Source organism: Flavobacterium ginsenosidimutans (assembly GCF_037478105.1).
Lineage (GTDB): Bacteria > Bacteroidota > Bacteroidia > Flavobacteriales > Flavobacteriaceae > Flavobacterium > Flavobacterium ginsenosidimutans.
This window is the reverse complement of the sequence record NZ_CP147988.1, coordinates 1,070,802-1,091,876: the sequence shown is the minus strand read 5'-3', so window position 1 is coordinate 1,091,876 and position 21,075 is coordinate 1,070,802. Positions and strand designations below refer to the sequence as shown.

20 protein-coding genes and 4 tRNA genes are annotated in these 21,075 nt (G+C 33.7%); 22 read left to right on the top strand and 2 right to left on the bottom strand.

The window, feature by feature from the left end; all coding sequences use genetic code 11:
* Positions 1-61 precede the first annotated feature (61 nt).
* On the bottom strand, positions 62-724 hold the full coding sequence (locus V6624_RS04910; protein WP_111283579.1) for a ribonuclease HII: 663 nt from the start codon (positions 722-724) through the stop codon (positions 62-64).
* A gap of 169 nt (positions 725-893) precedes the next feature.
* Here V6624_RS04910 and V6624_RS04905 point away from each other — a divergent pair, with 169 nt between their 5' ends.
* The 5 genes from V6624_RS04905 to V6624_RS04885 all read left to right on the top strand — a co-directional run bounded on the left by V6624_RS04905 (position 894) and on the right by V6624_RS04885 (position 6,501).
* Complete coding sequence (locus tag V6624_RS04905; protein WP_111283581.1) at positions 894-2,879, top strand: putative porin; 1,986 nt, start codon at positions 894-896, stop codon at positions 2,877-2,879.
* A 40-nt stretch (positions 2,880-2,919) separates the two neighbouring features.
* On the top strand, positions 2,920-4,281 hold the full coding sequence (locus tag V6624_RS04900) for a pyridoxal-phosphate dependent enzyme (RefSeq protein WP_111283583.1): 1,362 nt from the start codon (positions 2,920-2,922) through the stop codon (positions 4,279-4,281).
* Positions 4,282-4,361: 80 nt separating this feature from the next.
* The gene (locus V6624_RS04895; RefSeq protein WP_338841104.1) at positions 4,362-4,844 is read left to right on the top strand and encodes a 3'-5' exonuclease; all 483 of its coding nucleotides are present in this window, start codon (positions 4,362-4,364) and stop codon (positions 4,842-4,844) included.
* Between the two features lie 73 nt (positions 4,845-4,917).
* A complete protein-coding gene (locus V6624_RS04890) occupies positions 4,918-6,189 on the top strand; it encodes a DUF2851 family protein (protein ID WP_338841103.1) in 1,272 nt (423 codons plus the stop codon).
* Positions 6,190-6,273: 84 nt separating this feature from the next.
* A complete protein-coding gene (locus tag V6624_RS04885; protein WP_008466940.1) occupies positions 6,274-6,501 on the top strand; it encodes a PspC family transcriptional regulator in 228 nt (75 codons plus the stop codon).
* A 48-nt stretch (positions 6,502-6,549) separates the two neighbouring features.
* Here V6624_RS04885 and V6624_RS04880 read toward each other — a convergent pair whose 3' ends face one another.
* Positions 6,550-8,016 (bottom strand): APC family permease, encoded by a 1,467-nt coding sequence (locus V6624_RS04880; RefSeq protein ID WP_111283589.1) that lies wholly within the window; start codon positions 8,014-8,016, stop codon positions 6,550-6,552.
* 262 nt (positions 8,017-8,278) lie between these two features.
* On the opposite strand from V6624_RS04880, the gene V6624_RS04875 reads away from it, so the two are divergent.
* The 17 genes from V6624_RS04875 (at position 8,279) to rpoB (ending at position 20,861) form a co-directional block, all read left to right on the top strand.
* Positions 8,279-9,166 carry a helix-hairpin-helix domain-containing protein gene (locus V6624_RS04875; protein ID WP_111283591.1) on the top strand — a complete coding sequence of 296 codons (888 nt, stop codon included), beginning with the start codon at positions 8,279-8,281 and terminating at the stop codon, positions 9,164-9,166.
* A 14-nt stretch (positions 9,167-9,180) separates the two neighbouring features.
* Complete coding sequence (locus V6624_RS04870; RefSeq protein ID WP_111283593.1) at positions 9,181-10,320, top strand: acyl-CoA dehydrogenase family protein; 1,140 nt, start codon at positions 9,181-9,183, stop codon at positions 10,318-10,320.
* Positions 10,321-10,465: 145 nt separating this feature from the next.
* Positions 10,466-10,660: a 30S ribosomal protein S21 gene (gene rpsU, locus V6624_RS04865; RefSeq protein ID WP_026730435.1), complete on the top strand. Its 195-nt coding sequence runs from the start codon at positions 10,466-10,468 to the stop codon at positions 10,658-10,660.
* Positions 10,661-10,750: 90 nt separating this feature from the next.
* Positions 10,751-11,644, top strand: coding sequence for a tyrosine-type recombinase/integrase (locus tag V6624_RS04860; protein ID WP_111283595.1), 894 nt, complete (start codon positions 10,751-10,753; stop codon positions 11,642-11,644).
* Between the two features lie 33 nt (positions 11,645-11,677).
* Positions 11,678-11,980 carry a ribosome hibernation-promoting factor, HPF/YfiA family gene (gene hpf / locus V6624_RS04855; RefSeq protein WP_008466930.1) on the top strand — a complete coding sequence of 101 codons (303 nt, stop codon included), beginning with the start codon at positions 11,678-11,680 and terminating at the stop codon, positions 11,978-11,980.
* A gap of 90 nt (positions 11,981-12,070) precedes the next feature.
* Positions 12,071-12,144 (top strand) — tRNA-Thr (locus V6624_RS04850).
* Positions 12,145-12,202: 58 nt separating this feature from the next.
* A tRNA-Tyr gene (locus V6624_RS04845) sits at positions 12,203-12,283 on the top strand.
* 84 nt (positions 12,284-12,367) lie between these two features.
* Positions 12,368-12,439, top strand: a tRNA-Thr gene (locus V6624_RS04840).
* 55 nt (positions 12,440-12,494) lie between these two features.
* Positions 12,495-13,682, top strand: coding sequence for an elongation factor Tu (gene tuf / locus V6624_RS04835; RefSeq protein ID WP_057123935.1), 1,188 nt, complete (start codon positions 12,495-12,497; stop codon positions 13,680-13,682).
* Between the two features lie 56 nt (positions 13,683-13,738).
* Positions 13,739-13,809, top strand: a tRNA-Trp gene (locus V6624_RS04830).
* Between the two features lie 18 nt (positions 13,810-13,827).
* Positions 13,828-14,025 carry a preprotein translocase subunit SecE gene (secE, locus tag V6624_RS04825; RefSeq protein WP_008466927.1) on the top strand — a complete coding sequence of 66 codons (198 nt, stop codon included), beginning with the start codon at positions 13,828-13,830 and terminating at the stop codon, positions 14,023-14,025.
* 10 nt (positions 14,026-14,035) lie between these two features.
* Positions 14,036-14,587 carry a transcription termination/antitermination protein NusG gene (gene nusG, locus V6624_RS04820; protein WP_008466925.1) on the top strand — a complete coding sequence of 184 codons (552 nt, stop codon included), beginning with the start codon at positions 14,036-14,038 and terminating at the stop codon, positions 14,585-14,587.
* 67 nt (positions 14,588-14,654) lie between these two features.
* Positions 14,655-15,092 carry a 50S ribosomal protein L11 gene (rplK, locus tag V6624_RS04815; RefSeq protein ID WP_008466923.1) on the top strand — a complete coding sequence of 146 codons (438 nt, stop codon included), beginning with the start codon at positions 14,655-14,657 and terminating at the stop codon, positions 15,090-15,092.
* 13 nt (positions 15,093-15,105) lie between these two features.
* Positions 15,106-15,795: a 50S ribosomal protein L1 gene (gene rplA, locus V6624_RS04810; protein ID WP_012024013.1), complete on the top strand. Its 690-nt coding sequence runs from the start codon at positions 15,106-15,108 to the stop codon at positions 15,793-15,795.
* 22 nt (positions 15,796-15,817) lie between these two features.
* Positions 15,818-16,321 (top strand): 50S ribosomal protein L10, encoded by a 504-nt coding sequence (gene rplJ / locus V6624_RS04805; protein WP_111283347.1) that lies wholly within the window; start codon positions 15,818-15,820, stop codon positions 16,319-16,321.
* A 92-nt stretch (positions 16,322-16,413) separates the two neighbouring features.
* Complete coding sequence (gene rplL / locus V6624_RS04800) at positions 16,414-16,785, top strand: 50S ribosomal protein L7/L12 (RefSeq protein WP_025572412.1); 372 nt, start codon at positions 16,414-16,416, stop codon at positions 16,783-16,785.
* A 263-nt stretch (positions 16,786-17,048) separates the two neighbouring features.
* The gene (rpoB, locus tag V6624_RS04795; protein WP_111283349.1) at positions 17,049-20,861 is read left to right on the top strand and encodes a DNA-directed RNA polymerase subunit beta; all 3,813 of its coding nucleotides are present in this window, start codon (positions 17,049-17,051) and stop codon (positions 20,859-20,861) included.
* Positions 20,862-21,075 lie beyond the last annotated feature (214 nt).

Here is a 21,075-nt window from a genome sequence, read left to right as displayed (position 1 = left end):
TAGCAAACAGTGACTAGTAAATTAGTTAAAAATAGAAACGACCTAAATAGGTCGTTTTTTATTAAAATAAATCGAGTTCTAGCTGTTCTGGTAAAAGTCTAAAACTCATTCTATGATATTTTGTGGTTCCAAATTCTTTTATGGCTTCACGGTGCTCTTTTGTCGGATATCCTTTGTTTTGTTTCCAGTTGTACATCGGGAATTCTTCATGAATTTGATCCATATATTCATCGCGATACGTTTTAGCCAAAACAGATGCTGCAGCAATGCTTAAATATTTACCATCACCTTTTATAATACTCTGATTTGGAATCGATTTTAAAAGCGTAATCTCTTCTTGAGAAAACTGTTTTCCAAAAGTATTTTTAAGTCCAAGTTTGGCATTTAAAGAGCGATTTCCATCGACAATAATAAATTCTGGAGTATGTTTTAATTTCAAAATGCATTCTTGCATTCCTTTCATCGAAGCATTAAGAATATTTATTTCGTCAATTTCATCTGGGAACAAATGAGTAACAGCATAACACAAAGCTTCTTTTTCTATAATAGGCCTTAAAAGAGCTCTTGCTTTTTCTGATAATTGCTTACTGTCATTTAAAATTGCATTTTCAAAATGTTCTGGTAAAATTATAGCTGCAGCAGTAACTGGACCTGCGAGACAGCCTCTGCCAGCTTCGTCTGTTCCAGTTTCTAAAACAAATCCTGAGAAATTTTTTTCGAGCATTTTTTTAGGTTTTTAATAACAAATTAGATGAAATTTTCAGCAAAAATATTCGTTTTCGTACTGTCAGCCAAGGCAATTATATAAAATGGAGTGTTTTTTTCTTTATTTGTTTTTATAATTTACCTTTGCTTAGCAAATTTGTCAAAATAAATTTATACAAAGCCATCAAATGAGAATATTCATTTTTCTATATCTATTAGTTGTACCAACTTTATTGTTTTCTCAAGTAAAAAAACCTGCTCCTAAAGGTAATTTAGATATGAATACGGAATATTCTAGTATTACAGATACCGTAAAAAAGAAAAAACAAAAAATAGCAACAATTGATCAGTATAAAATTGTTACACTAGAACACGATACGATTTATGTAGATACGTCTCTGACTATTAAAAGTGCTTACAGACAAAATCATCTTAGAAAAGATCTTTTTGGACTTCAAGAATTTTCTAATATCGGACAACCTTTAAATACATTACAGTATAGTTTGACTAGTTTTTCGCCATATCCAGAGATTGGTTTCAGCGGAAAACATTCTAATTACATGCAGGCAGATCAAATAAGATATTATTCTGCAGCAACACCGTTTACAGAATTGTTTTTTAACACAACGATTAATAAAGGGCAAAATGTAGATTCTTTTATAACATTAAACGTTTCTAAAAATCTTAATTTCTCAATTGCATATAAAGGGTTAAGATCTGAAGGAGACTATAACAATCAATTGGTTAGTGCTGGAAATTTCAGAATGACAGCAAGTTATGCTACAACCAGCAGACGTTATGCAATTAATGCTCACTATACCTACCAAGATATTATGAACGAAGAAAATGGTGGGATTACAAACGATTCAAATTTTGAAAGCGATAATCAAGATTATAAAAACAGACAAAGGTTGCAAGTTTATTTGACTGATGCAGAATCGATGTTAAAAGGGCGAAGATTATTTTTTGATCATGCATTCAGGGTAAATCCAAAAGATGGAAGCAATAATTTATACATAACGCATCAGTTTAATTACGAGAACAAAGGGTACGAATATAAACAGCCAACGATAATTTCTACAGTTACAGATAACGACAACGTAAGTACACGTGTACAGCGTTTCGGCGATTCGTATGTAACTAGCAATATGAACGACCATACTAAATATGAACGACTTTATAACAAAGTTGGAGCGGCTTACGAAAATTCGCTTTTAGGTAAGTTTATATTTTTTGTAGACGATTACAGATCAAACTACAAGTATGAGCGAATTATTGTAGACAGTTTAGGAAATGCAGTTCCGGACAATTTGTATTTACAGTTCAATAATTTTGGTGCGCAATATGAGTATCAGAAAAATAAGTGGAATGGTAGATTTTTGTATTCAAGATCAATTACAAATCAGTCGCTTTCAGATTTAGATGCTAAGTTGAGATACGATATGAGTGATAAAATTAAATTTGATTTTAGATATCGTAACATCAACAAACTGCCAAATAATAATTATAATTTGTATCAAAGTAGTTGGGTTTCATACAACTGGTCGAACGATTTTAAAAATGAAAAAATTAACTCGCTTAGTGCAGAAATTACAACTCCTTGGTTAACAGGACAAGTTCAATATACAGTATTGAAAGATCATTTGTATTTTACAGATGCTGCAAACGATGAGCAAAAGGCAAGTGGTGAGCAAATAGTGAAGCCATTTCAATATGGAAATGTGATTAATTATTTGGAAATAAAAGCTAGCCGCGAATTCAAATTTGGAAAATTTGCATTAGATAATACACTTTTATACCAAAAAGTAGATCAGTCAGATTTAATTTTAAATGTGCCTGATTTTGTAACTAGAAATACATTTTATTATTCAAATCATTTCTTTAAAAAAGCATTATACATGCAAACAGGGCTTGTATTTAATTATCTTACGAAATATTATGGAGATGATTATAATCCTGTTATTGCTGAATTTTTTGTACAGCAAGAGAAAAAAACAGGCGGTTTTGCAACATTCGATTTTTTCATAAATGCTAGAATCCGCCAAACTCGCTTTTATTTAAAAGCAGAACATTTTAATGCTTTGTTCTCGCAAAGTAATTATTATGCAGCGCCACACAATCCTTATCGTGATTTTGTCTTGCGTTTTGGTTTAGTTTGGAATTTCTTCCAATAAAAACTTACTAATTAGAACCACATATTAAACTTAAATAAAAATGGACTTTTCAAATAATATTTTAGAAACAATTGGTAACACACCATTGGTAAAGCTCAATAAAATTGTTGCTGAAATTGATGCGTTAGTATTGGCAAAAGTCGAAACCTTTAATCCGGGCAATTCTGTAAAAGACAGAATGGCGGTGAAAATGATTGAAGATGCAGAAGCTGATGGACGATTAAAACCTGGTGGAACCATTATTGAAGGAACTTCTGGAAACACCGGAATGGGACTTGCACTTGTTGCAATCGTAAAAGGATACAAATTAATTTGTGTTATCTCAGACAAACAGTCAAAAGAAAAAATGGATATTCTTCGTGCTGTGGGCGCAAAAGTTGTAGTTTGCCCTACAGATGTTGAACCAACAGATCCACGTTCATATTATTCGGTTTCTAAACGTTTAGCAGAAGAAACACCAAATTCATGGTATGTAAATCAGTACGATAATATGTCAAATTCATTGGCGCATTATGAGCAGACTGGACCTGAAATCTGGAAACAGACAGAGGGGAAAATTACACATTTTGTAGTAGGAGTTGGAACAGGAGGAACTATTTCTGGGGTTGGAAAATATTTGAAAGAGAAAAACCCAAATATCAAAATCTGGGGAATTGATACTTATGGTTCAGTTTTCAAAAAATATCATGAAACAGGAATCTTTGACGAAAACGAAATCTACTCGTATATAACAGAAGGTATCGGAGAAGATATTTTACCTAAAAATGTAGATTTCTCTCTAATTGATGGATTTACAAAAGTTACCGATAAAGATGCGGCTGTTTACACTAGAAAAATTGCTTTAGAAGAAGGTATTTTTGTTGGAAATTCAGCTGGAGCTTGTATTAAAGGTTTGTTGCAATTAAAAGAGCATTTCAAGCCAGATGATGTTGTTGTGGTATTATTTCACGATTCTGGAAGCCGTTATGTAGGTAAAATGTTCAATGACGATTGGATGCGTGAGCGCGGATTCTTAGAAGAAAACATAACAAAAGCTGAAGATGTAATCAAAGATCATATTGATAAAGAATTAATCGTTGTTCGTACTGAAGAATTGGTTTCGCATGCAATCGAGCGTATGCGTAAATATAAAATTTCTCAAATTCCAGTTGTAGATATTAATGGTTTTGTAGGTTCTGTTGACGAAACGGATTTATTTAGAAGTTATGTTGCTGATAAAAATGTAGCCGAAAAACCAATTAAAGAAGTAATGGGAAAACCTTTCCCAATTGTGAAGTTAGGAACTCCAATTGAAGAAGTTTCAAAATTATTTTCAAAAGAAAATGATGCTGTTTTGGTTGATTTAGGAAATGGACATCACCACATTATTACCAAATACGATATTATTGGCGCAATAAAATAAGCGAATTAAAATAAAATTAATCCATAAATCTTATTGTGAGAAACAATTTGATTTATGGATTTGTCTTTTAAAAATATAAAATGAATTTTACAGCAATTGATTTTGAAACAGCAACTGGTCATCATCCATGTTCGGTTGGAATTGTTACAGTTCAAAACGGAATTATCGTTGACGAATTTGTATCTCTAATTAAACCGCCAAATAACGAATACAATCCTTTTACTATTCGTGTTCATGGAATTTATCCTAAAGATACAATCAATGCAAAATCGTTCTTTCAGATCTATCCTGAGATTGAAAAGAGACTAAAAAACAGAGTTGTTGTAGCACACAATGAAAGTTTTGACCGAAATGTTTTAATGAAGACAATGCTATTACATGGTTTAAATTATGATGATTTAAACATTGCTACAAAATGGGAGTGTACTGTTAAAATCTACAAAGGAAAAGGTATAAAACCAACCAAATTAAGTGACTGCTGTCGCGAAATGAACATTCAGTTGAATCATCACGAAGCTTTATCAGATGCGAGAGCTTGTGCTAAATTATATATGCTTCGTTAAATAATTTTATTTTGTAAGAATAATATTAAAATTTAATTACTTTTAGATTTTGTAATTATACTATAAAATCTAAATGAAAGAAGACTTCCTTCATTATCTCTGGAAATTCAAGAAGTTTGATACCTTGAATTTAAAATCTGTTCAAAATGAACAAATTACCATTATCAAAACTGGTGATTATTTAGAACTTTCTGGCCCTGATTTCTTTAATGCGCATATCGAAATTGGAAATCAAAAATGGGCTGGCAATTTAGAAATTCATTTAAAATCTTCAGATTGGTATTTGCACAATCACGAAAAAGATCCTGCTTATAAAAATGTTATTCTTCATGTAGTTTGGGAAAATGATACTGCTATTTTTAGAGAAAATAACACAGAAATTCCTGTTTTGGTTCTTAAAGATTATGTTTCAAAGGAAATAATCGAAAATTACAATGCTTTAGTTTCTCCGAAAACTTGGATTTCTTGCGAAAGACAATTAAAAGAAATCGATGGATTTGTTTTTAAAAATTGGCAGGAAAGATTGTTTTTTGAACGCTTAGAGCGAAAATCTAAGTTTATTTATCAATTACTGGAAGAAACCAGTAATGATTGGGAAGCGGTCTTGTTTTGCCTTCTAGCGAAGAATTTTGGATTAAATACCAACGGAAATTCTTTCTTGCAAATATCAAAAGCAATTCCGTTTTCAGTTATAAGAAAAGAGAGTTTTGAAGTCGAAAATCTAGAAGCCTTGCTTTTCGGAACTTCTGGTTTATTAGAAATAGAAAAAGAAGATGTTTATTATAAAGATTTGAGATTCCGTTATTTTTATTTGTTGCATAAATATCAAATAGAAAAAACATATGTAGATCCTGTTCAGTTTTTTAAACTTCGCCCAGATAATTTCCCTACAGTAAGACTTTCTCAATTGGCGAGTTTATATTATAAACATCAAAATCTTTTTTCAAAAATAATTGGTTTAAAATCGGCTGATGCGGTATATCGGCTGCTAAATGTTTCTGCAACCCCATATTGGCAAAATCATTATCAGTTTGATAAAGAAAGTCCAAAGAAATCTAAAATGCTTTCTAAGTCCTTCATTGATTTAGTAATTATAAATACAATTATCCCGCTTCAATTTGCTTATTCCAATATAATGGGAGAATCAACTGCTGAAGATTTAATTGATTTTATGAATGAAGTAGTTTCAGAGAAAAATACCGTCATTGATAAGTTTAATTTGTTTGGAATAAAGTCTCAATCGGCATTTGAAAGCCAAGCTTTGCTTGAGCTTAAAAACGAATATTGCGAACGAAAGGCTTGCCTAAAATGTGCTATTGGATTAGAGCTGCTTAAAAATAATTAGATAATTTGTACTTTTGTAATCCTGAGCAGTCAGGAATCTAAAAATCTATCCCTAGGCTTCGGTACTAAAATCTAAAATATAAAGATGTCAGCAATTTTAAAACTTAAATTCTTCTTTGAAAAATATGGTTTCCATGTTTCTTCAAGATTAGCAGATAAACTTGGAATGCGTGTAACGAGTGTGAGATTGTTTTTTATTTACATCTCTTTTGTTACAGCAGGTCTTGGATTCGGAGTTTATTTAACACTCGCTTTTTGGATTAGATTAAAGGATTTAATTCGCTCAAAAAGAACATCAGTATTTGATTTATAAAAAAAGCTCCAAATGAAAATTTGGAGCTTTTTTGAAATATATAGTATATTATTCTTCAGTTTTGTCATTAAGTCTTGATCTCTGTTTACTGTATCCAAAGTAAACTAAAATACCAATCGCAAGCCATCCTAATGATAACAATTGAGCATCAATACTTAAATTGATAATTAAGTAAGTATTGATTGCAATTCCTAAAACAGCAATAACAGGTAAAGCAGGAACTTTAAATGTTCTGTTTAATCCAGGTTGTTTTACTCTCAAAATCCAAACAGCGATACAAACCATTGTAAAGGCAAATAAAGTACCGAAACTTGTCATATCTGCTAATTTATTGATTGGAGTAAAAGCAGCAACAGTTGCAATAATACCTCCTAAAATCATTAAGTTAGTTTTTGGTGTTCCAGAAATAGGATTTACTTTAGAGAAAACAGAAGGAATTAAACCATCTTTAGACATTCCAAGGAAAATTCTAGATTGTCCCATAATCATTACCATTAATACAGAAACTAAACCAATTGTAGCAGCAACTGTAATAATAAATCCTGCCCATCCTTGTCCAGCAATATCAAAAGCATAAGCAACAGGAGCTTTAATAGCTTCAGGATATTTTCCTAGCGGATTAAAATCTTGGTAATTCATCATTCCTGTTAATACTAAAGAAACAAGAATATATAAAGTTGTACAAATTAGTAAAGAAGCAATAATAGCAAAAGGAACATCTTTTTTAGGATTGATAGCTTCTCCTGCTTGTGTAGAAACAGCATCGAAACCAACGTAAGCAAAGAAAATTGCAGCAGCTCCAGAAACAATCCCTCCAAATCCATAGGCATTGTGAGTAGTTTCTTTTTCAATAATTTGTGTTGCTTCAGGAATAAATGGGCTCCAGTTTGCTGTATTAATAAAGAAAAGTCCAGCTATAATAACAAAGATTACTGCAGATACTTTAAGAATAACAATTGCGTTATTAGCTTTTGCTGCACTTTTTGTTCCTTTAATAAGTAGCGAAATAACTAAAATAACGATCAAGAAAGCTGGAAGATTCATAGAGAAACCTTCTCCAGTGTAACTCGCAGGATCTGTTGTAAGCCAGTCTGGGAGTTTGATATGAAACATTTTAAGTAATTTATTGAAGTACCCTGACCAAGAAACGGCGACGGTCATAGATCCCATAGCGTATTCAAGAATAAGTCCCCAACCAATTATCCAGGCAAAAATTTCTCCAATAGTACCATAAGCATATGCATAAGCAGATCCTTCAACTGGTAAAATGGAAGCAAATTCAGAATAGCAGAGAGCCGCAAAAACACAAGCAATACCTGCGATGATAAACGAAATTGCTAATGCTGGACCAGCATGATAATAAGCCCCAGTACCTGTAAGTACAAAAATTCCTCCACCGATAATGGCACCAACACCAATGGCAGTAAGACTCCATTTTCCTAGGACTCTCTTTAAATCACTTTTTTTCATATCGGCCTCAAAGGCTGATATAGGTTTAACTCTCCAAATTGACATACTATTTTATTGGTTTATTTGTTATTAAGTGCCAAATGTATTGTTTTTTGTAAAAAATAAAAACAAATATCATGTTTTAAGTTATAAAATCTTTATTTTTTTTACAGGACTCTCAAGAAACTTTCTTTAAGTATTGACATTCATTAAATTAATAAGAGTTTTATAAGAGATATGATAATTTTTTAAAAACAATTTTTCTTACTAATATTCTTAATAAATTTGAAGGATTTTTCTTATTTTGTTTTTAAAAGTATTTTTTATCATGCACTTTAAATCTTTAAAAAAGTTTTTCAACTTTACCAAACAACAGCGAACAGGTGTATTTATACTCTTCATTATTATAGTATCACTACAATTGTTTTATCTCTTATCGGATTTTAATATCAAAGAAAGCATAAGCTCTGAAAAAGAGGAATGGCTTGCTCTTCAATCAGAGATTGATCAGGAGAAATTGACAAGTAAAAATGCAAAGCCTACAATTTATCTTTTTAACCCAAATTTTATTTCTGATTATAAAGGATATAAACTCGGAATGTCTGTTGAAGAAATTGACCGCTTAATGGCATTTCGTAAAGAAAATAAATATGTAAACTCAGCAGAGGAATTTCAAAAGGTTACGGGGATTTCTGATTCATTGCTTAATAAAATTTCTCCTCTATTCAAATTTCCAGATTGGGTACAACATCCGAATAATTTTAAAAAAGAGAAACGAGAATTTGTTGAAAGAACTTTTCCAAAGAAAGAAAAGCTTGAAATATTAGATATTAATCAAGCAACTCAAGAAGATCTCATGAAAATTTACGGTATTGGTGAAGGTCTGTCGTCTCGAATACTGAAACAAAAAGAAATTTTAGGTTCGTTTGTTTCAATGGAGCAAATGAAAGAGATTTGGGGACTTTCGCCCGAAGTTGTAAACGAATTAAATAGTCATTTTAAAGTTGTGATTCCTTCTTCTTTGAAGAAAATAAATGTAAACGAGGCATCATTAAAGGAGTTAGCCCAGTTTTCGTACTTTAGATATGGACTCGCCAAACAGATTGTAACTTATAGAAGTATGAATGGAAATTTTAATAATATTGAGGATTTAGCAAAAATTAAAGATTTTCCTGTTGAAAAAGCAAAAATAATTAGTTTATATTTGGAGTTCTAAAAAGAAACTAACTCATGAACTTTGATTACAACGAAACACAGCTAATGATTGCACAGTCTATAAAAGACTTTGCAGAAAAAAATATTAGACCTTATATAATGGAATGGGATGAAGCACAAATTTTTCCAGTTCCTTTATTTAAGCAGCTTGGCGAGATGGGCTTCATGGGGGTTTTAGTTCCAGAAGAATATGGAGGTTCAGGTTTAGGGTATCACGAATATATTACCGTAATAGAGGAAATTTCAAAAGTAGATCCTTCAATTGGATTATCTGTCGCTGCGCACAATTCTTTATGCACTAATCATATTTTGACTTTCGGAAATGAAGAACAAAAGAAAAAATGGCTTCCAAAATTAGCTACAGCTGAATTTATAGGCGCTTGGGGGCTAACAGAACATAATACAGGTTCAGATGCAGGAGGCATGAATACAACAGCGGTTAAAGATGGAGATCTTTGGATTGTAAATGGTGCAAAAAACTTTATTACGCATGGTATTTCTGGTGATGTTGCTGTTGTAGTAGTGCGAACAGGAGAAAAAGGTGATTCTAAAGGAATGACAGCTTTTGTTTTTGAAAAAGGGATGAAAGGTTTTTCGTCTGGTAAAAAAGAGAATAAATTAGGAATGAGAGCTAGCGAAACAGCCGAATTGGTTTTTGATAATTGCCTTGTTCCAGATGAAAATAGATTAGGGGAAGTTGGTGAAGGTTTTATTCAGGCTATGAAAATTTTGGATGGAGGAAGAATTTCTATCGGAGCTTTGTCTTTAGGAATTGCTAAAGGAGCTTATGAAGCAGCTTTGAAATATTCAAAAGAAAGATATCAGTTTGGGCAGCCAATTAGTAATTTCCAAGGAATCTCTTTTAAGTTGGCAGATATGGCAACCGAAATTGAAGCTTCGGAATTATTGCTTCATAAAGCTGCTTTCTTAAAACAACAGCATAAACCAGTAACAACATCTGGCGCTATGGCAAAAATGTATGCTTCTGAAGCATGTGTTAAAATTGCAAATGATGCAGTTCAAATTCATGGTGGTTATGGTTATACCAAAGATTTTCCAGTAGAAAAATTCTACAGAGATTCTAAATTATGCGCCATAGGTGAAGGAACAACTGAAATTCAAAAGCTTGTTATTTCTAGAAATTTGCTGAAATAGTAGAGTATAAAGACTGAATTAAGTCTGAATAATCGGTTTTATTTCTGTTTTTAATCCCAAGGAGAAAAATAATTCATAATTTATAACTCATAATTAATAATTAATATATACATTTGCAGCCTTAACGAGAGGAGGTGTCTATATTATGTTAATTATACCAATTAAAGACGGAGAAAATATCGATAGAGCATTAAAGCGCTATAAAAGAAAATTTGATAAAACAGGAACTGTTCGTCAATTAAGAGCACGTACTGCTTTTATTAAGCCTTCTGTTATCAAAAGAGCTCAAATTCAAAAAGCTGCTTACATCCAAGGCTTGAAAGATAGTTTAGAGAGTTAGTATTAGCTTTTCAAAAATAATTACCGTTAGTGGTCAAAATGTTTTAATTTTGATACTAACGGTTTTTTTATGCTTAATTTTTAGATTTTTATGAAAACGAACAAAGAGGCTTTTGAGGATTATCTTTTGTTAGAGAAAAAATATTCTCCTCATACGGTAGGGGCATATTTGAATGATGTAGTTTCTTTTGAGTCTTTTGTAAAAGAATCTTTTGATCAAGATAGTGTTGATTTGGTGAATTATAGTCAAATTCGAAGCTGGATTGTTTTTTTGGTGGATCAGAATATTTCCAATGTTTCGGTTAATAGAAAAATGGCGTCTTTGAAGGCTTTTTATAAATTTCTCTTAAAATCAAAACAGATAGAAGTTAATCCGATGTTGAAACATAAATCTTTAAAAACGCCGAAAACGGTTCAGATTCCTTTTTCGGAAAAGGAATTAAAAGATTTGCTTTCAGAAATAGATAATCCTGTTGGTTTTGAAGAAGTGCGGGATAAGCTTATTATTGAGATGCTTTATGTTACTGGAATGCGTCGTGCAGAATTGATTCATTTAATGATTAAAAATGTTGATTGTTTTGCTAATACAATTAAGGTTTTAGGGAAAAGAAATAAAGAGCGTATTATTCCTGTTTTGCCAATTATAGCAAGTCAGGTGGATTCATATATGAGAGAAAGGGAAGGTTTGGAAGATTTGGTTGATAGTGACTATTTTTTTGTTTCAAAAAAAGGATTAAAATTAAGTGAATCTTTTGTTTATCGTTTAATAAATTCATACTTTAGTAGGGTCTCAGAAAAGGTAAAAAAAAGTCCGCATGTGCTACGTCACACTTTTGCAACTCACCTTTTGAATAATGGGGCAGATTTGAATTCAGTTAAAGAATTATTAGGACATTCTAGTTTAGCTTCTACGCAAGTTTATACTCATAATAGTTTGGCGGAACTTAAAAAGGTATACATAGACGCGCATCCAAGAAATAAATAATGGTTCTTAAATGTTAACCCTAAAATTTTTATTATGAAGGTAGATGTTCATGCAGTTAATTTTACTGTCGACAGAAAATTGGTCGATTTTATCCAAGAAAGAATGGGTAAGCTGGAAAAATACTACGATCGTGTGGTTTCGTCAGATGTTTTTTTAAAAGTTGAAAGAACAAGTGATAAGGAGAATAAGGTGGTGGAGATAAAGATTAATGTTCCTGGTGATGATTTTTTGGTAAAAAAACAGTGTAAAACATTTGAAGAAGCGGTTGAGCTTTCGGCAGAATCATTAGAACGTTTACTTGTGAAAAGGAAGGAAAAAATTAGAGCACACATTTAATTGAAATTTTTTTTAAAAAATGTTTTGATTAAAAGATAAAATAGCTACATTTGCAGTCCGTTAGAAATAGCGGACTTTTTTAATGCATTCGCCGATGTAGCTCAGCTGGCTAGAGCAGCTGATTTGTAATCAGCAGGTCGTGGGTTCGAGTCCCTCTATCGGCTCAGAAAATTCCAAATGCGATTTGGATTTGGTTCTTTAAAATAATGGAATTTTAAATTAGGGGAGATACTCAAGCGGCCAACGAGGGCAGACTGTAAATCTGCTGTGTGAACTTCGCAGGTTCGAATCCTGCTCTCCCCACAAATAAAAGTTTAGATTTTAGATTGTAAGTAACGGATTGTTAAATCTGAATTCTTAAATCTTCAATCTAAAATTGAAAACTCTGCCGGTGTAGCTCAGGGGTAGAGTGCTTCCTTGGTAAGGAAGAGGTCTCGGGTTCAAATCCCGACATTGGCTCAAGTAAGTAGGAAATTGAAAATTAATATATAACTAAGATTAAAAATTAAGTAAAATGGCAAAGGAGAATTTTAATCGTTCCAAACCGCACTTAAACATAGGTACAATTGGACACGTAGATCACGGAAAAACTACATTAACTGCTGCAATTACTAAAGTATTGTCAGATGCTGGTTACTGTCAAGCAAAATCGTTTGATCAAATCGATAACGCTCCAGAGGAGAAAGAAAGAGGTATTACTATTAATACATCACACGTAGAGTACGAAACTGCTAACCGTCACTACGCTCACGTTGACTGTCCAGGTCACGCGGATTACGTAAAGAACATGGTTACTGGTGCTGCTCAAATGGACGGAGCTATCTTAGTAGTTGCTGCTACAGATGGTCCAATGCCACAAACTCGTGAGCACATCCTTTTAGGACGTCAGGTAGGTATTCCAAGAATCGTTGTTTTCATGAACAAAGTGGATATGGTTGATGATGCTGAGTTATTAGAGCTTGTTGAAATGGAAATTAGAGATTTATTATCTTTCTACGAATATGATGGAGATAATGGTCCTGTAGTTCAAGGTTCGGCTTTAGGAGGATTGAATAATGATCCTGCTTGGGTTCCTAAAATTATTGAATTAATGGAAGCTGTTGATGCTTGGATCGAAGAGCCAGTGCGTGACGTAGCTAAACCATTCTTGATGCCAGTTGAGGACGTATTTACAATTACAGGTCGTGGAACTGTTGCTACAGGTCGTATCGAAACTGGAGTTGCTAACACTGGAGATCCTGTTGAAATCATTGGTATGGGAGCTGAAAAATTAACTTCTACTATTACAGGAGTTGAGATGTTCCGTAAAATCCTTGATAGAGGTGAAGCTGGAGATAACGTAGGTTTATTGTTAAGAGGTATTGATAAAGCTGATATCAAAAGAGGTATGGTTATTATTAAGCCAGGTTCAGTAAAACCACACGCTAAATTCAAAGCTGAGGTTTATATCTTGAAAAAAGAAGAAGGTGGACGTCACACTCCATTCCACAATAACTACCGTCCACAGTTCTACGTACGTACAACTGACGTAACAGGAGTTATTTCTTTACCAGCAGGTGTAGAGATGGTAATGCCAGGTGATAACTTAACTATTGAAGTTGCTTTATTAAGCCCAATCGCTATGAACGTAGGTTTACGTTTTGCTATCCGTGAAGGTGGTAGAACAGTTGGTGCTGGTCAGGTTACTGAAATCGTAGAGTAATTCTATAAATAAATAAAAGCCAGTGATTTTCTTAAGTAAAATCACTGGCTTTAATTACGGGCGTAGTTCAAGGGTAGAATAGCGGTCTCCAAAACCGTTGATGGGGGTTCGAATCCCTCCGCCCGTGCAATAAAAAATATATCAAATGACAAAAGTTACTAATTATTTATCAGAGGCTTTCGAGGAGTTAAAGTCAAATGTTACTTGGCCAGCTTGGGCTGAAGTTCAAAAATTGACAATTGTTGTGGCTGTATTTTCGATCTTATTCGCTTTGGCAACATGGGGAGTAGACGAATTTTTTGCAAAAGCTTTGGCTGGATTTTTTAACTGGTTAAAAGGATAATTTTTTTGTGATGGCAGATAATAATGTGAAAAAATGGTACGTAGTTAGAGCGGTTAGTGGTCAAGAAAATAAAGTGAAAGCTTATATTGAGACTGAGATTGCGAGACTAGGTATGGAGGATTATGTTTCTCAGGTCTTGGTTCCTACTGAAAAAGTAGTTACTGTAAAAGATGGGAAAAAATCATCTAAGGATAAAGTTTACTTTCCTGGATATGTTATGATCGAAGCTAACTTGGTTGGTGAGATTCCTCATATTATTAAGTCAATTACTAGTGTTATTGGATTTTTAGGAGAGACTAAAGGCGGGGAGCCTGTTCCTTTAAGGCTTTCTGAAGTAAACCGTATGTTAGGTAAAGTAGATGAGTTAGCTGTAAATACAGATACTCGTTCTATTCCATTTAGTGTTGGTGAGACTGTTAAAGTTATTGATGGTCCTTTCAACGGATTTAATGGTTCGGTTGAAAAAATCAACGAAGAGAAGCGTAAGCTTGAGGTAATGGTTAAGATTTTCGGAAGAAAAACTCCATTAGAATTGAGTTTTATGCAAGTAGAAAAAGTATAATTTTTTGTTACACTATAATAAACCATTGTAATCGCTTCCATTGATTACAGTGTTAAATTTTTTAAAAATGGCTAAAGAAATTAGTAAGGTAGTTAAACTACAAGTTAAGGGAGGTGCTGCGAACCCGTCGCCACCGGTTGGACCTGCTTTAGGAGCTGCTGGGGTAAACATCATGGAGTTCTGTAAGCAATTTAATGCTAGAACTCAGGATAAACCTGGCAAAATTTGTCCAGTGCAAATCACTGTGTACAAAGACAAATCATTCGATTTTGTTGTTAAGACTCCTCCAGCAGCAGTTCAGTTAATGGAAGCTGCAAAGCTAAAATCTGGTTCTGGTGAGCCTAATCGTAAAAAAGTAGCTAGCGTTACTTGGGAACAAATTAGAACTATTGCTGAAGACAAAATGCCAGACTTAAACGCTTTCACAATTGAGAAAGCTATGAGTATGGTTGCTGGAACAGCTAGATCTATGGGTATAACTGTATCAGGAGATGCTCCTTTTTAATTAAGAAAAAGACATGGCAAAATTAACAAAAAAGCAAAAAGAGGCTGCTTCAAAAATTGAAAAGAACAAATTATACTCTCTAAAAGATGCTGCGGCATTATTGAAAGTTGTTGCTTCTGCAAAATTTGATGAGTCTGTTGATATCGCAGTGCGTTTGGGTGTTGATCCAAGAAAAGCGAATCAAATGGTTAGAGGTGTGGTAACTTTACCTCACGGAACAGGAAAGGATGTTAAAGTATTAGCATTGGTTACTCCAGATAAAGAGGCTGAAGCAAGAGAGGCTGGAGCAGATCACGTTGGTCTTGATGATTACTTACAAAAAATTAAAGATGGTTGGACAGATGTTGATGTTATCATCACTATGCCAGCTGTTATGGGTAAATTAGGTCCATTAGGTCGTATTTTAGGACCTAGAGGTTTAATGCCAAACCCTAAAACAGGTACTGTAACTATGGATGTTGCAAAAGCTGTTCAAGAAGTTAAAGCTGGTAAAATTGACTTTAAAGTTGACAAAACTGGTATCGTACACGCAGGAATCGGTAAAGTTTCTTTTGGAGCTGAGCAGATTGTTGACAACGCACACGAAATTATTCAAACATTAATAAAACTTAAACCAACTGCTGCTAAAGGTACATACATTAAAGGTATTCACCTTACAAGCACTATGAGTCCTGCTATCGCATTAGACCCAAAAGCAGTATAATTGGTAGTTAAAAATTTTTAGTATGACTAGAGAAGAAAAATCAATCGCGATTGAAAATTTAACTGCGCAGTTAGCTGGTACAAATATCATTTACATATCTGATATTTCTGGTTTAAACGCAGAGACAACTTCAAACTTACGTAGAGCTTGTTTTAAAGCAGGTATTAAATTAGAAGTTGTAAAGAACACTTTGCTTGCAAAAGCAATGGAAGCTTCTGCTAATGATTATGGTGATTTACCTACAGTTTTAGCGGGTAACAGTGCTATATTTATTTCTGATGTTGCTAATGCACCTGGAAAAATTATCAAAGATTTCCGTAAGAAATCTGATAAACCAGTTTTAAAAGGAGCTTACATCAATTCTGAAGTATACATTGGAGACAACCAATTAGATGCACTAGCAACTATTAAATCAAAAGAAGAGTTACTTGGAGAACTTATTGGATTATTACAATCTCCAGCTCAAAGAATTATTTCTGCTTTACAAAACAAATTCGCTGGTAGCGAAGAAGAAACTGAAGCATAATAATCAAAGCAGGGAAGTTTGCTTCCTTGTTGCTTAATTAGCGCACAATAATTAAATTATATTTTTACAAATCATTTTAAACGATAGAAAAAATGGCAGATTTGAAACAATTCGCAGAACAATTAGTTAACTTAACAGTTAAAGAAGTTAACGAATTAGCAACAATATTAAAAGACGAGTATGGTATCGAGCCTGCTGCTGCAGCTGTAGTAGTTGCTGCTGGTGGTGGAGAAGGTGCTGCTGAAGAAGCACAAACTGAATTTACAGTTGTATTAAAAGAAGCTGGTGCTTCTAAATTAGCAGTTGTAAAATTAGTTAAAGAACTTACAGGTTTAGGTCTTAAAGAAGCTAAAGATGTAGTTGACGGTGCTCCAAGTACTGTTAAAGAAGGTGTTTCTAAAGAAGAGGCTGAAGGTCTTAAAAAATCATTAGAAGAAGCTGGAGCTGTTGTTGAGTTAAAATAACAAAACACAGTTTAGAACTAGGTTTAGACCTTGGATGTAACCATCCAAGGGTCTAAACCATTTTTCGTATAATAAAATATATCAAGTTTTATTATCAAATAGTTTAAAATACGAAAAAGTTTTTGATCAATACGAAGAAAAAAAATTGAACTTCCTTTACGGTTTATTTTTAAAGATGTATTGATTATAATAAGAAAGTATAGATTAAACAGTGTGTCTTACACAAAAAAATTACTTTTTTTTAATCAAAATTTTGTCCATTGATGATAACAAATCAGACTGAAAGATTGAATTTTGCCTCTACAAAAAATATCCCTGACTATCCAGATTTTCTAGATGTTCAGGTTAAATCTTTTAAAGATTTTTTTCAATTAGAAACGAAATCTGACGAAAGAGGCAACGAAGGGTTATACAATACCTTCATGGAAAACTTCCCAATTACAGATACAAGAAATAACTTTGTATTGGAATTCCTAGATTATTTTGTTGATCCGCCACGTTATACAATTCAAGAATGTATAGAGAGAGGTCTTACTTATAGTGTGCCTTTAAAAGCTAGGTTAAAACTATACTGTACAGATCCAGAACACGAAGATTTTGAAACAATTGTACAAGATGTTTATCTTGGAACAATACCTTACATGACTCCAAGTGGTACTTTTGTAATCAATGGTGCCGAGCGTGTTGTAGTATCTCAATTACACCGTTCTCCAGGGGTTTTCTTTGGACAATCGTTCCACGCAAACGGAACTAAACTTTATTCTGCAAGAGTAATTCCTTTTAAAGGTTCTTGGATAGAATTCTCTACAGATATTAACAGCGTAATGTACGCGTATATCGATAGAAAGAAAAAATTACCTGTAACAACTTTATTCCGTGCTATCGGTTTCGAAAGAGATAAGGATATCCTTGAAATTTTCGACTTAGCTGAAGAAATTAAAGTTTCTAAAACTGGTATTAAGAAATATATTGGAAGAAGACTTGCTGCGCGTGTATTGAACACATGGCATGAGGATTTCGTTGATGAGGATACTGGAGAAGTAGTTTCTATCGAACGTAACGAAATCATCCTTGATCGTGACACTATTATCGACAAAGATAATGTTGAAGAGATCATCGATTCTAACGTTAAATCTATTTTGTTGCATAAAGAAGATAATAATCAAGCTGATTACGCTATTATCCACAACACGTTACAAAAAGATCCAACAAACTCTGAAAAAGAAGCTGTAGAGCACATTTACCGTCAGTTGCGTAACGCTGAACCGCCTGATGAGGAAACTGCTCGTGGTATTATAGATAAATTGTTCTTCTCTGATCAACGTTATAACTTAGGTGAAGTTGGTCGTTACAGAATGAACAAAAAATTGGCTTTAGATATTCCTATGGATAAGCAAGTGCTTACCAAAGAAGATATCATTACAATCGTAAAATATTTGATCGAATTGATCAACTCTAAAGCTGAGATTGATGATATTGATCACTTATCAAACCGTCGTGTTAGAACAGTTGGTGAACAATTGTCTCAACAATTCGGTGTTGGTTTAGCACGTATGGCTAGAACTATTCGTGAGAGAATGAACGTTAGAGATAACGAGGTGTTTACACCAATTGATTTGATTAATGCTAAAACATTATCATCAGTTATCAACTCTTTCTTTGGTACTAACCAGTTATCTCAATTTATGGACCAAACGAATCCATTAGCTGAGATTACACACAAAAGAAGACTTTCTGCACTTGGACCAGGTGGACTTTCGAGAGAAAGAGCTGGTTTCGAGGTTCGTGACGTTCACTATACGCACTATGGTCGTTTATGTCCGATTGAAACTCCTGAGGGACCAAACATTGGTTTGATTTCATCTCTTGGTGTTTATGCGAAAGTAAACGGAATGGGATTCATCGAAACTCCATACCGTAAAGTAACTAATGGTGTAGTTGATTTAGAAAGTACTCCAGTTTACTTAAGTGCTGAAGAAGAAGAAGGTAAAATGATTGCTCAGGCAAACATTGAAATGGATGCTACAGGTAAAATTACAGCAAGCAATGTTATTGCTCGTGAGGAAGGTGACTTCCCAGTTGTTGAGCCATCAGTTGTTCATTATACAGACGTTGCTCCTAACCAGATTGCATCGATTTCTGCGTCATTGATTCCTTTCTTGGAGCATGATGATGCGAACCGTGCGTTGATGGGATCAAACATGATGCGTCAGGCAGTTCCTTTGATCCGTCCTGAAGCACCGATTGTTGGTACAGGTTTAGAGCGTCAGGTAGCTTCAGATTCAAGAGTATTAATCAATGCTGAAGGGCATGGAACTGTTGAATACGTAGATGCTAACATCATTACTATTAAATACGATCGTACAGAAGACGAGAGAATGGTAAGTTTTGATGCTGATGAGAAAACGTACAACTTAATTAAATTTAGAAAAACCAATCAAGGTACAAGTATCAACTTGAAACCAATCGTAAGAAGAGGTGATAGAGTTGTTCCTGGTCAAGTATTGTCTGAAGGATATGCTACTCAAAATGGAGAATTAGCTTTAGGTAGAAACTTAAAAGTTGCGTTCATGCCATGGAAAGGGTACAACTTCGAGGATGCGATTGTAATTTCTGAAAAAGTAGTTCGTGATGATATTTTTACATCTATCCACGTTGATGATTATTCATTAGAGGTTAGAGATACTAAGTTAGGAAACGAAGAGTTAACAAACGATATTCCTAACGTTTCTGAAGAAGCTACTAAAGATTTAGATGAAAACGGTATGATTAGAATTGGAGCAGAGGTTAAACCTGGCGACATTTTGATCGGAAAAATTACACCAAAAGGAGAATCAGATCCTACTCCAGAGGAGAAATTGCTTCGTGCAATCTTCGGGGATAAAGCAGGTGATGTAAAAGATGCTTCATTAAAAGCTTCTCCATCTTTACACGGTGTAGTTCTTGACAAAAAATTATTTGCAAGAGCCGTAAAAGATAAACGTAAACGTACTCAGGATAAAGATGCTTTAGGCGCTTTAGAAATGGAGTTCGAAACTAAATTTGTTGAATTAAAAGACAGATTGGTTGAGAAATTATTCTTGATCGTGAACGGAAAAACATCTCAAGGTGTAATGAATGATTTGGGTGAAGAAGTTTTACCAAAAGGTAAAAAATATACTCAAAAAATGCTTTACGCAGTAGAAGATTTTGCTCACTTAAGCAAAGGTCAATGGGTTGCTGATGATGCTACTAATAAAATGGTTAATGATTTGATTCATAACTATAAAATTAAGCTAAACGACTTACAAGGATCTTTAAGAAGAGAGAAATTCACTATTACAGTTGGAGATGAATTACCATCTGGAATCTTGAAATTAGCTAAGATTTATATTGCTAAGAAACGTAAGTTGAAAGTAGGGGATAAAATGGCAGGACGTCACGGTAACAAAGGTATTGTTGCAAGAATCGTTCGTCATGAAGATATGCCTTTCTTAGAAGATGGAACACCAGTAGATATCGTATTGAATCCACTTGGGGTACCTTCACGTATGAACATTGGTCAGATTTATGAGACTGTTCTTGGATGGGCTGGTATGAACTTGGGTAGAAAATTTGCTACTCCAATTTTTGACGGTGCTTCTCTTGACGAAATCAATGCCTTGACTGATGAAGCTAACGTACCACGTTTCGGACATACTTATCTTTATGATGGTGGAACTGGAGAGCGTTTTGCACAAAAAGCGACTGTGGGTGTAATTTACATGCTTAAATTAGGACACATGGTTGATGATAAGATGCACGCACGTTCTATCGGACCATACTCATTGATTACCCAACAACCACTTGGAGGTAAGGCTCAATTTGGAGGTCAGCGTTTTGGAGAGATGGAGGTTTGGGCACTTGAGGCTTATGGAGCTTCTAGTACACTACGTGAAATCTTAACTGTTAAGTCTGATGACGTTATTGGTAGAGCAAAAACTTACGAAGCTATCGTTAAGGGTGAAACTATGCCAGAACCAGGTTTACCAGAATCATTCAATGTATTAATGCACGAATTGAAAGGTCTAGGTTTAGATCTTCGTTTGGAAGAATAAATAAAAAGTTTTCAGTCACAGTCTCAGTATTCAGTTTAGCGCTGAAAACTGGGACTGAGACCGTTTACTAAATGTTAGAAGTTTTTAAAGATTTATACCCGTAAACCGTTCCGATTTTTTATAACAATGCGAGGCATTTTATAACTAGCACTTCAAATAAAAATTTGAGGTTTAGAGAAGTAACCCGAGGTAGTAGCTGAATGATTAACTCTTT

What these genes read in the sequence shown, in the direction of transcription:
- rplL (WP_025572412.1), top strand. Translation starts at nt 16,414, where the DNA reads ATGGCAGATTTGAAACAATTCGCAGAACAATTAGTTAACTTAACAGTT.
- rplK (WP_008466923.1), top strand. Translation starts at nt 14,655, where the DNA reads ATGGCTAAAGAAATTAGTAAGGTAGTTAAACTACAAGTTAAGGGAGGT.
- V6624_RS04900 (WP_111283583.1), top strand. Translation starts at nt 2,920, where the DNA reads ATGGACTTTTCAAATAATATTTTAGAAACAATTGGTAACACACCATTG.
- rpoB (WP_111283349.1), top strand. Translation starts at nt 17,049, where the DNA reads ATGATAACAAATCAGACTGAAAGATTGAATTTTGCCTCTACAAAAAAT.
- nusG (WP_008466925.1), top strand. Translation starts at nt 14,036, where the DNA reads ATGGCAGATAATAATGTGAAAAAATGGTACGTAGTTAGAGCGGTTAGT.
- tuf (WP_057123935.1), top strand. Translation starts at nt 12,495, where the DNA reads ATGGCAAAGGAGAATTTTAATCGTTCCAAACCGCACTTAAACATAGGT.
- V6624_RS04910 (WP_111283579.1), bottom strand. Translation starts at nt 724, where the DNA reads ATGCTCGAAAAAAATTTCTCAGGATTTGTTTTAGAAACTGGAACAGAC.
- V6624_RS04880 (WP_111283589.1), bottom strand. Translation starts at nt 8,016, where the DNA reads ATGTCAATTTGGAGAGTTAAACCTATATCAGCCTTTGAGGCCGATATG.
- rpsU (WP_026730435.1), top strand. Translation starts at nt 10,466, where the DNA reads ATGTTAATTATACCAATTAAAGACGGAGAAAATATCGATAGAGCATTA.
- rplA (WP_012024013.1), top strand. Translation starts at nt 15,106, where the DNA reads ATGGCAAAATTAACAAAAAAGCAAAAAGAGGCTGCTTCAAAAATTGAA.
- V6624_RS04860 (WP_111283595.1), top strand. Translation starts at nt 10,751, where the DNA reads ATGAAAACGAACAAAGAGGCTTTTGAGGATTATCTTTTGTTAGAGAAA.
- rplJ (WP_111283347.1), top strand. Translation starts at nt 15,818, where the DNA reads ATGACTAGAGAAGAAAAATCAATCGCGATTGAAAATTTAACTGCGCAG.
- V6624_RS04885 (WP_008466940.1), top strand. Translation starts at nt 6,274, where the DNA reads ATGTCAGCAATTTTAAAACTTAAATTCTTCTTTGAAAAATATGGTTTC.
- V6624_RS04895 (WP_338841104.1), top strand. Translation starts at nt 4,362, where the DNA reads ATGAATTTTACAGCAATTGATTTTGAAACAGCAACTGGTCATCATCCA.
- secE (WP_008466927.1), top strand. Translation starts at nt 13,828, where the DNA reads ATGACAAAAGTTACTAATTATTTATCAGAGGCTTTCGAGGAGTTAAAG.
- V6624_RS04890 (WP_338841103.1), top strand. Translation starts at nt 4,918, where the DNA reads ATGAAAGAAGACTTCCTTCATTATCTCTGGAAATTCAAGAAGTTTGAT.
- V6624_RS04870 (WP_111283593.1), top strand. Translation starts at nt 9,181, where the DNA reads ATGAACTTTGATTACAACGAAACACAGCTAATGATTGCACAGTCTATA.
- V6624_RS04875 (WP_111283591.1), top strand. Translation starts at nt 8,279, where the DNA reads ATGCACTTTAAATCTTTAAAAAAGTTTTTCAACTTTACCAAACAACAG.
- V6624_RS04905 (WP_111283581.1), top strand. Translation starts at nt 894, where the DNA reads ATGAGAATATTCATTTTTCTATATCTATTAGTTGTACCAACTTTATTG.
- hpf (WP_008466930.1), top strand. Translation starts at nt 11,678, where the DNA reads ATGAAGGTAGATGTTCATGCAGTTAATTTTACTGTCGACAGAAAATTG.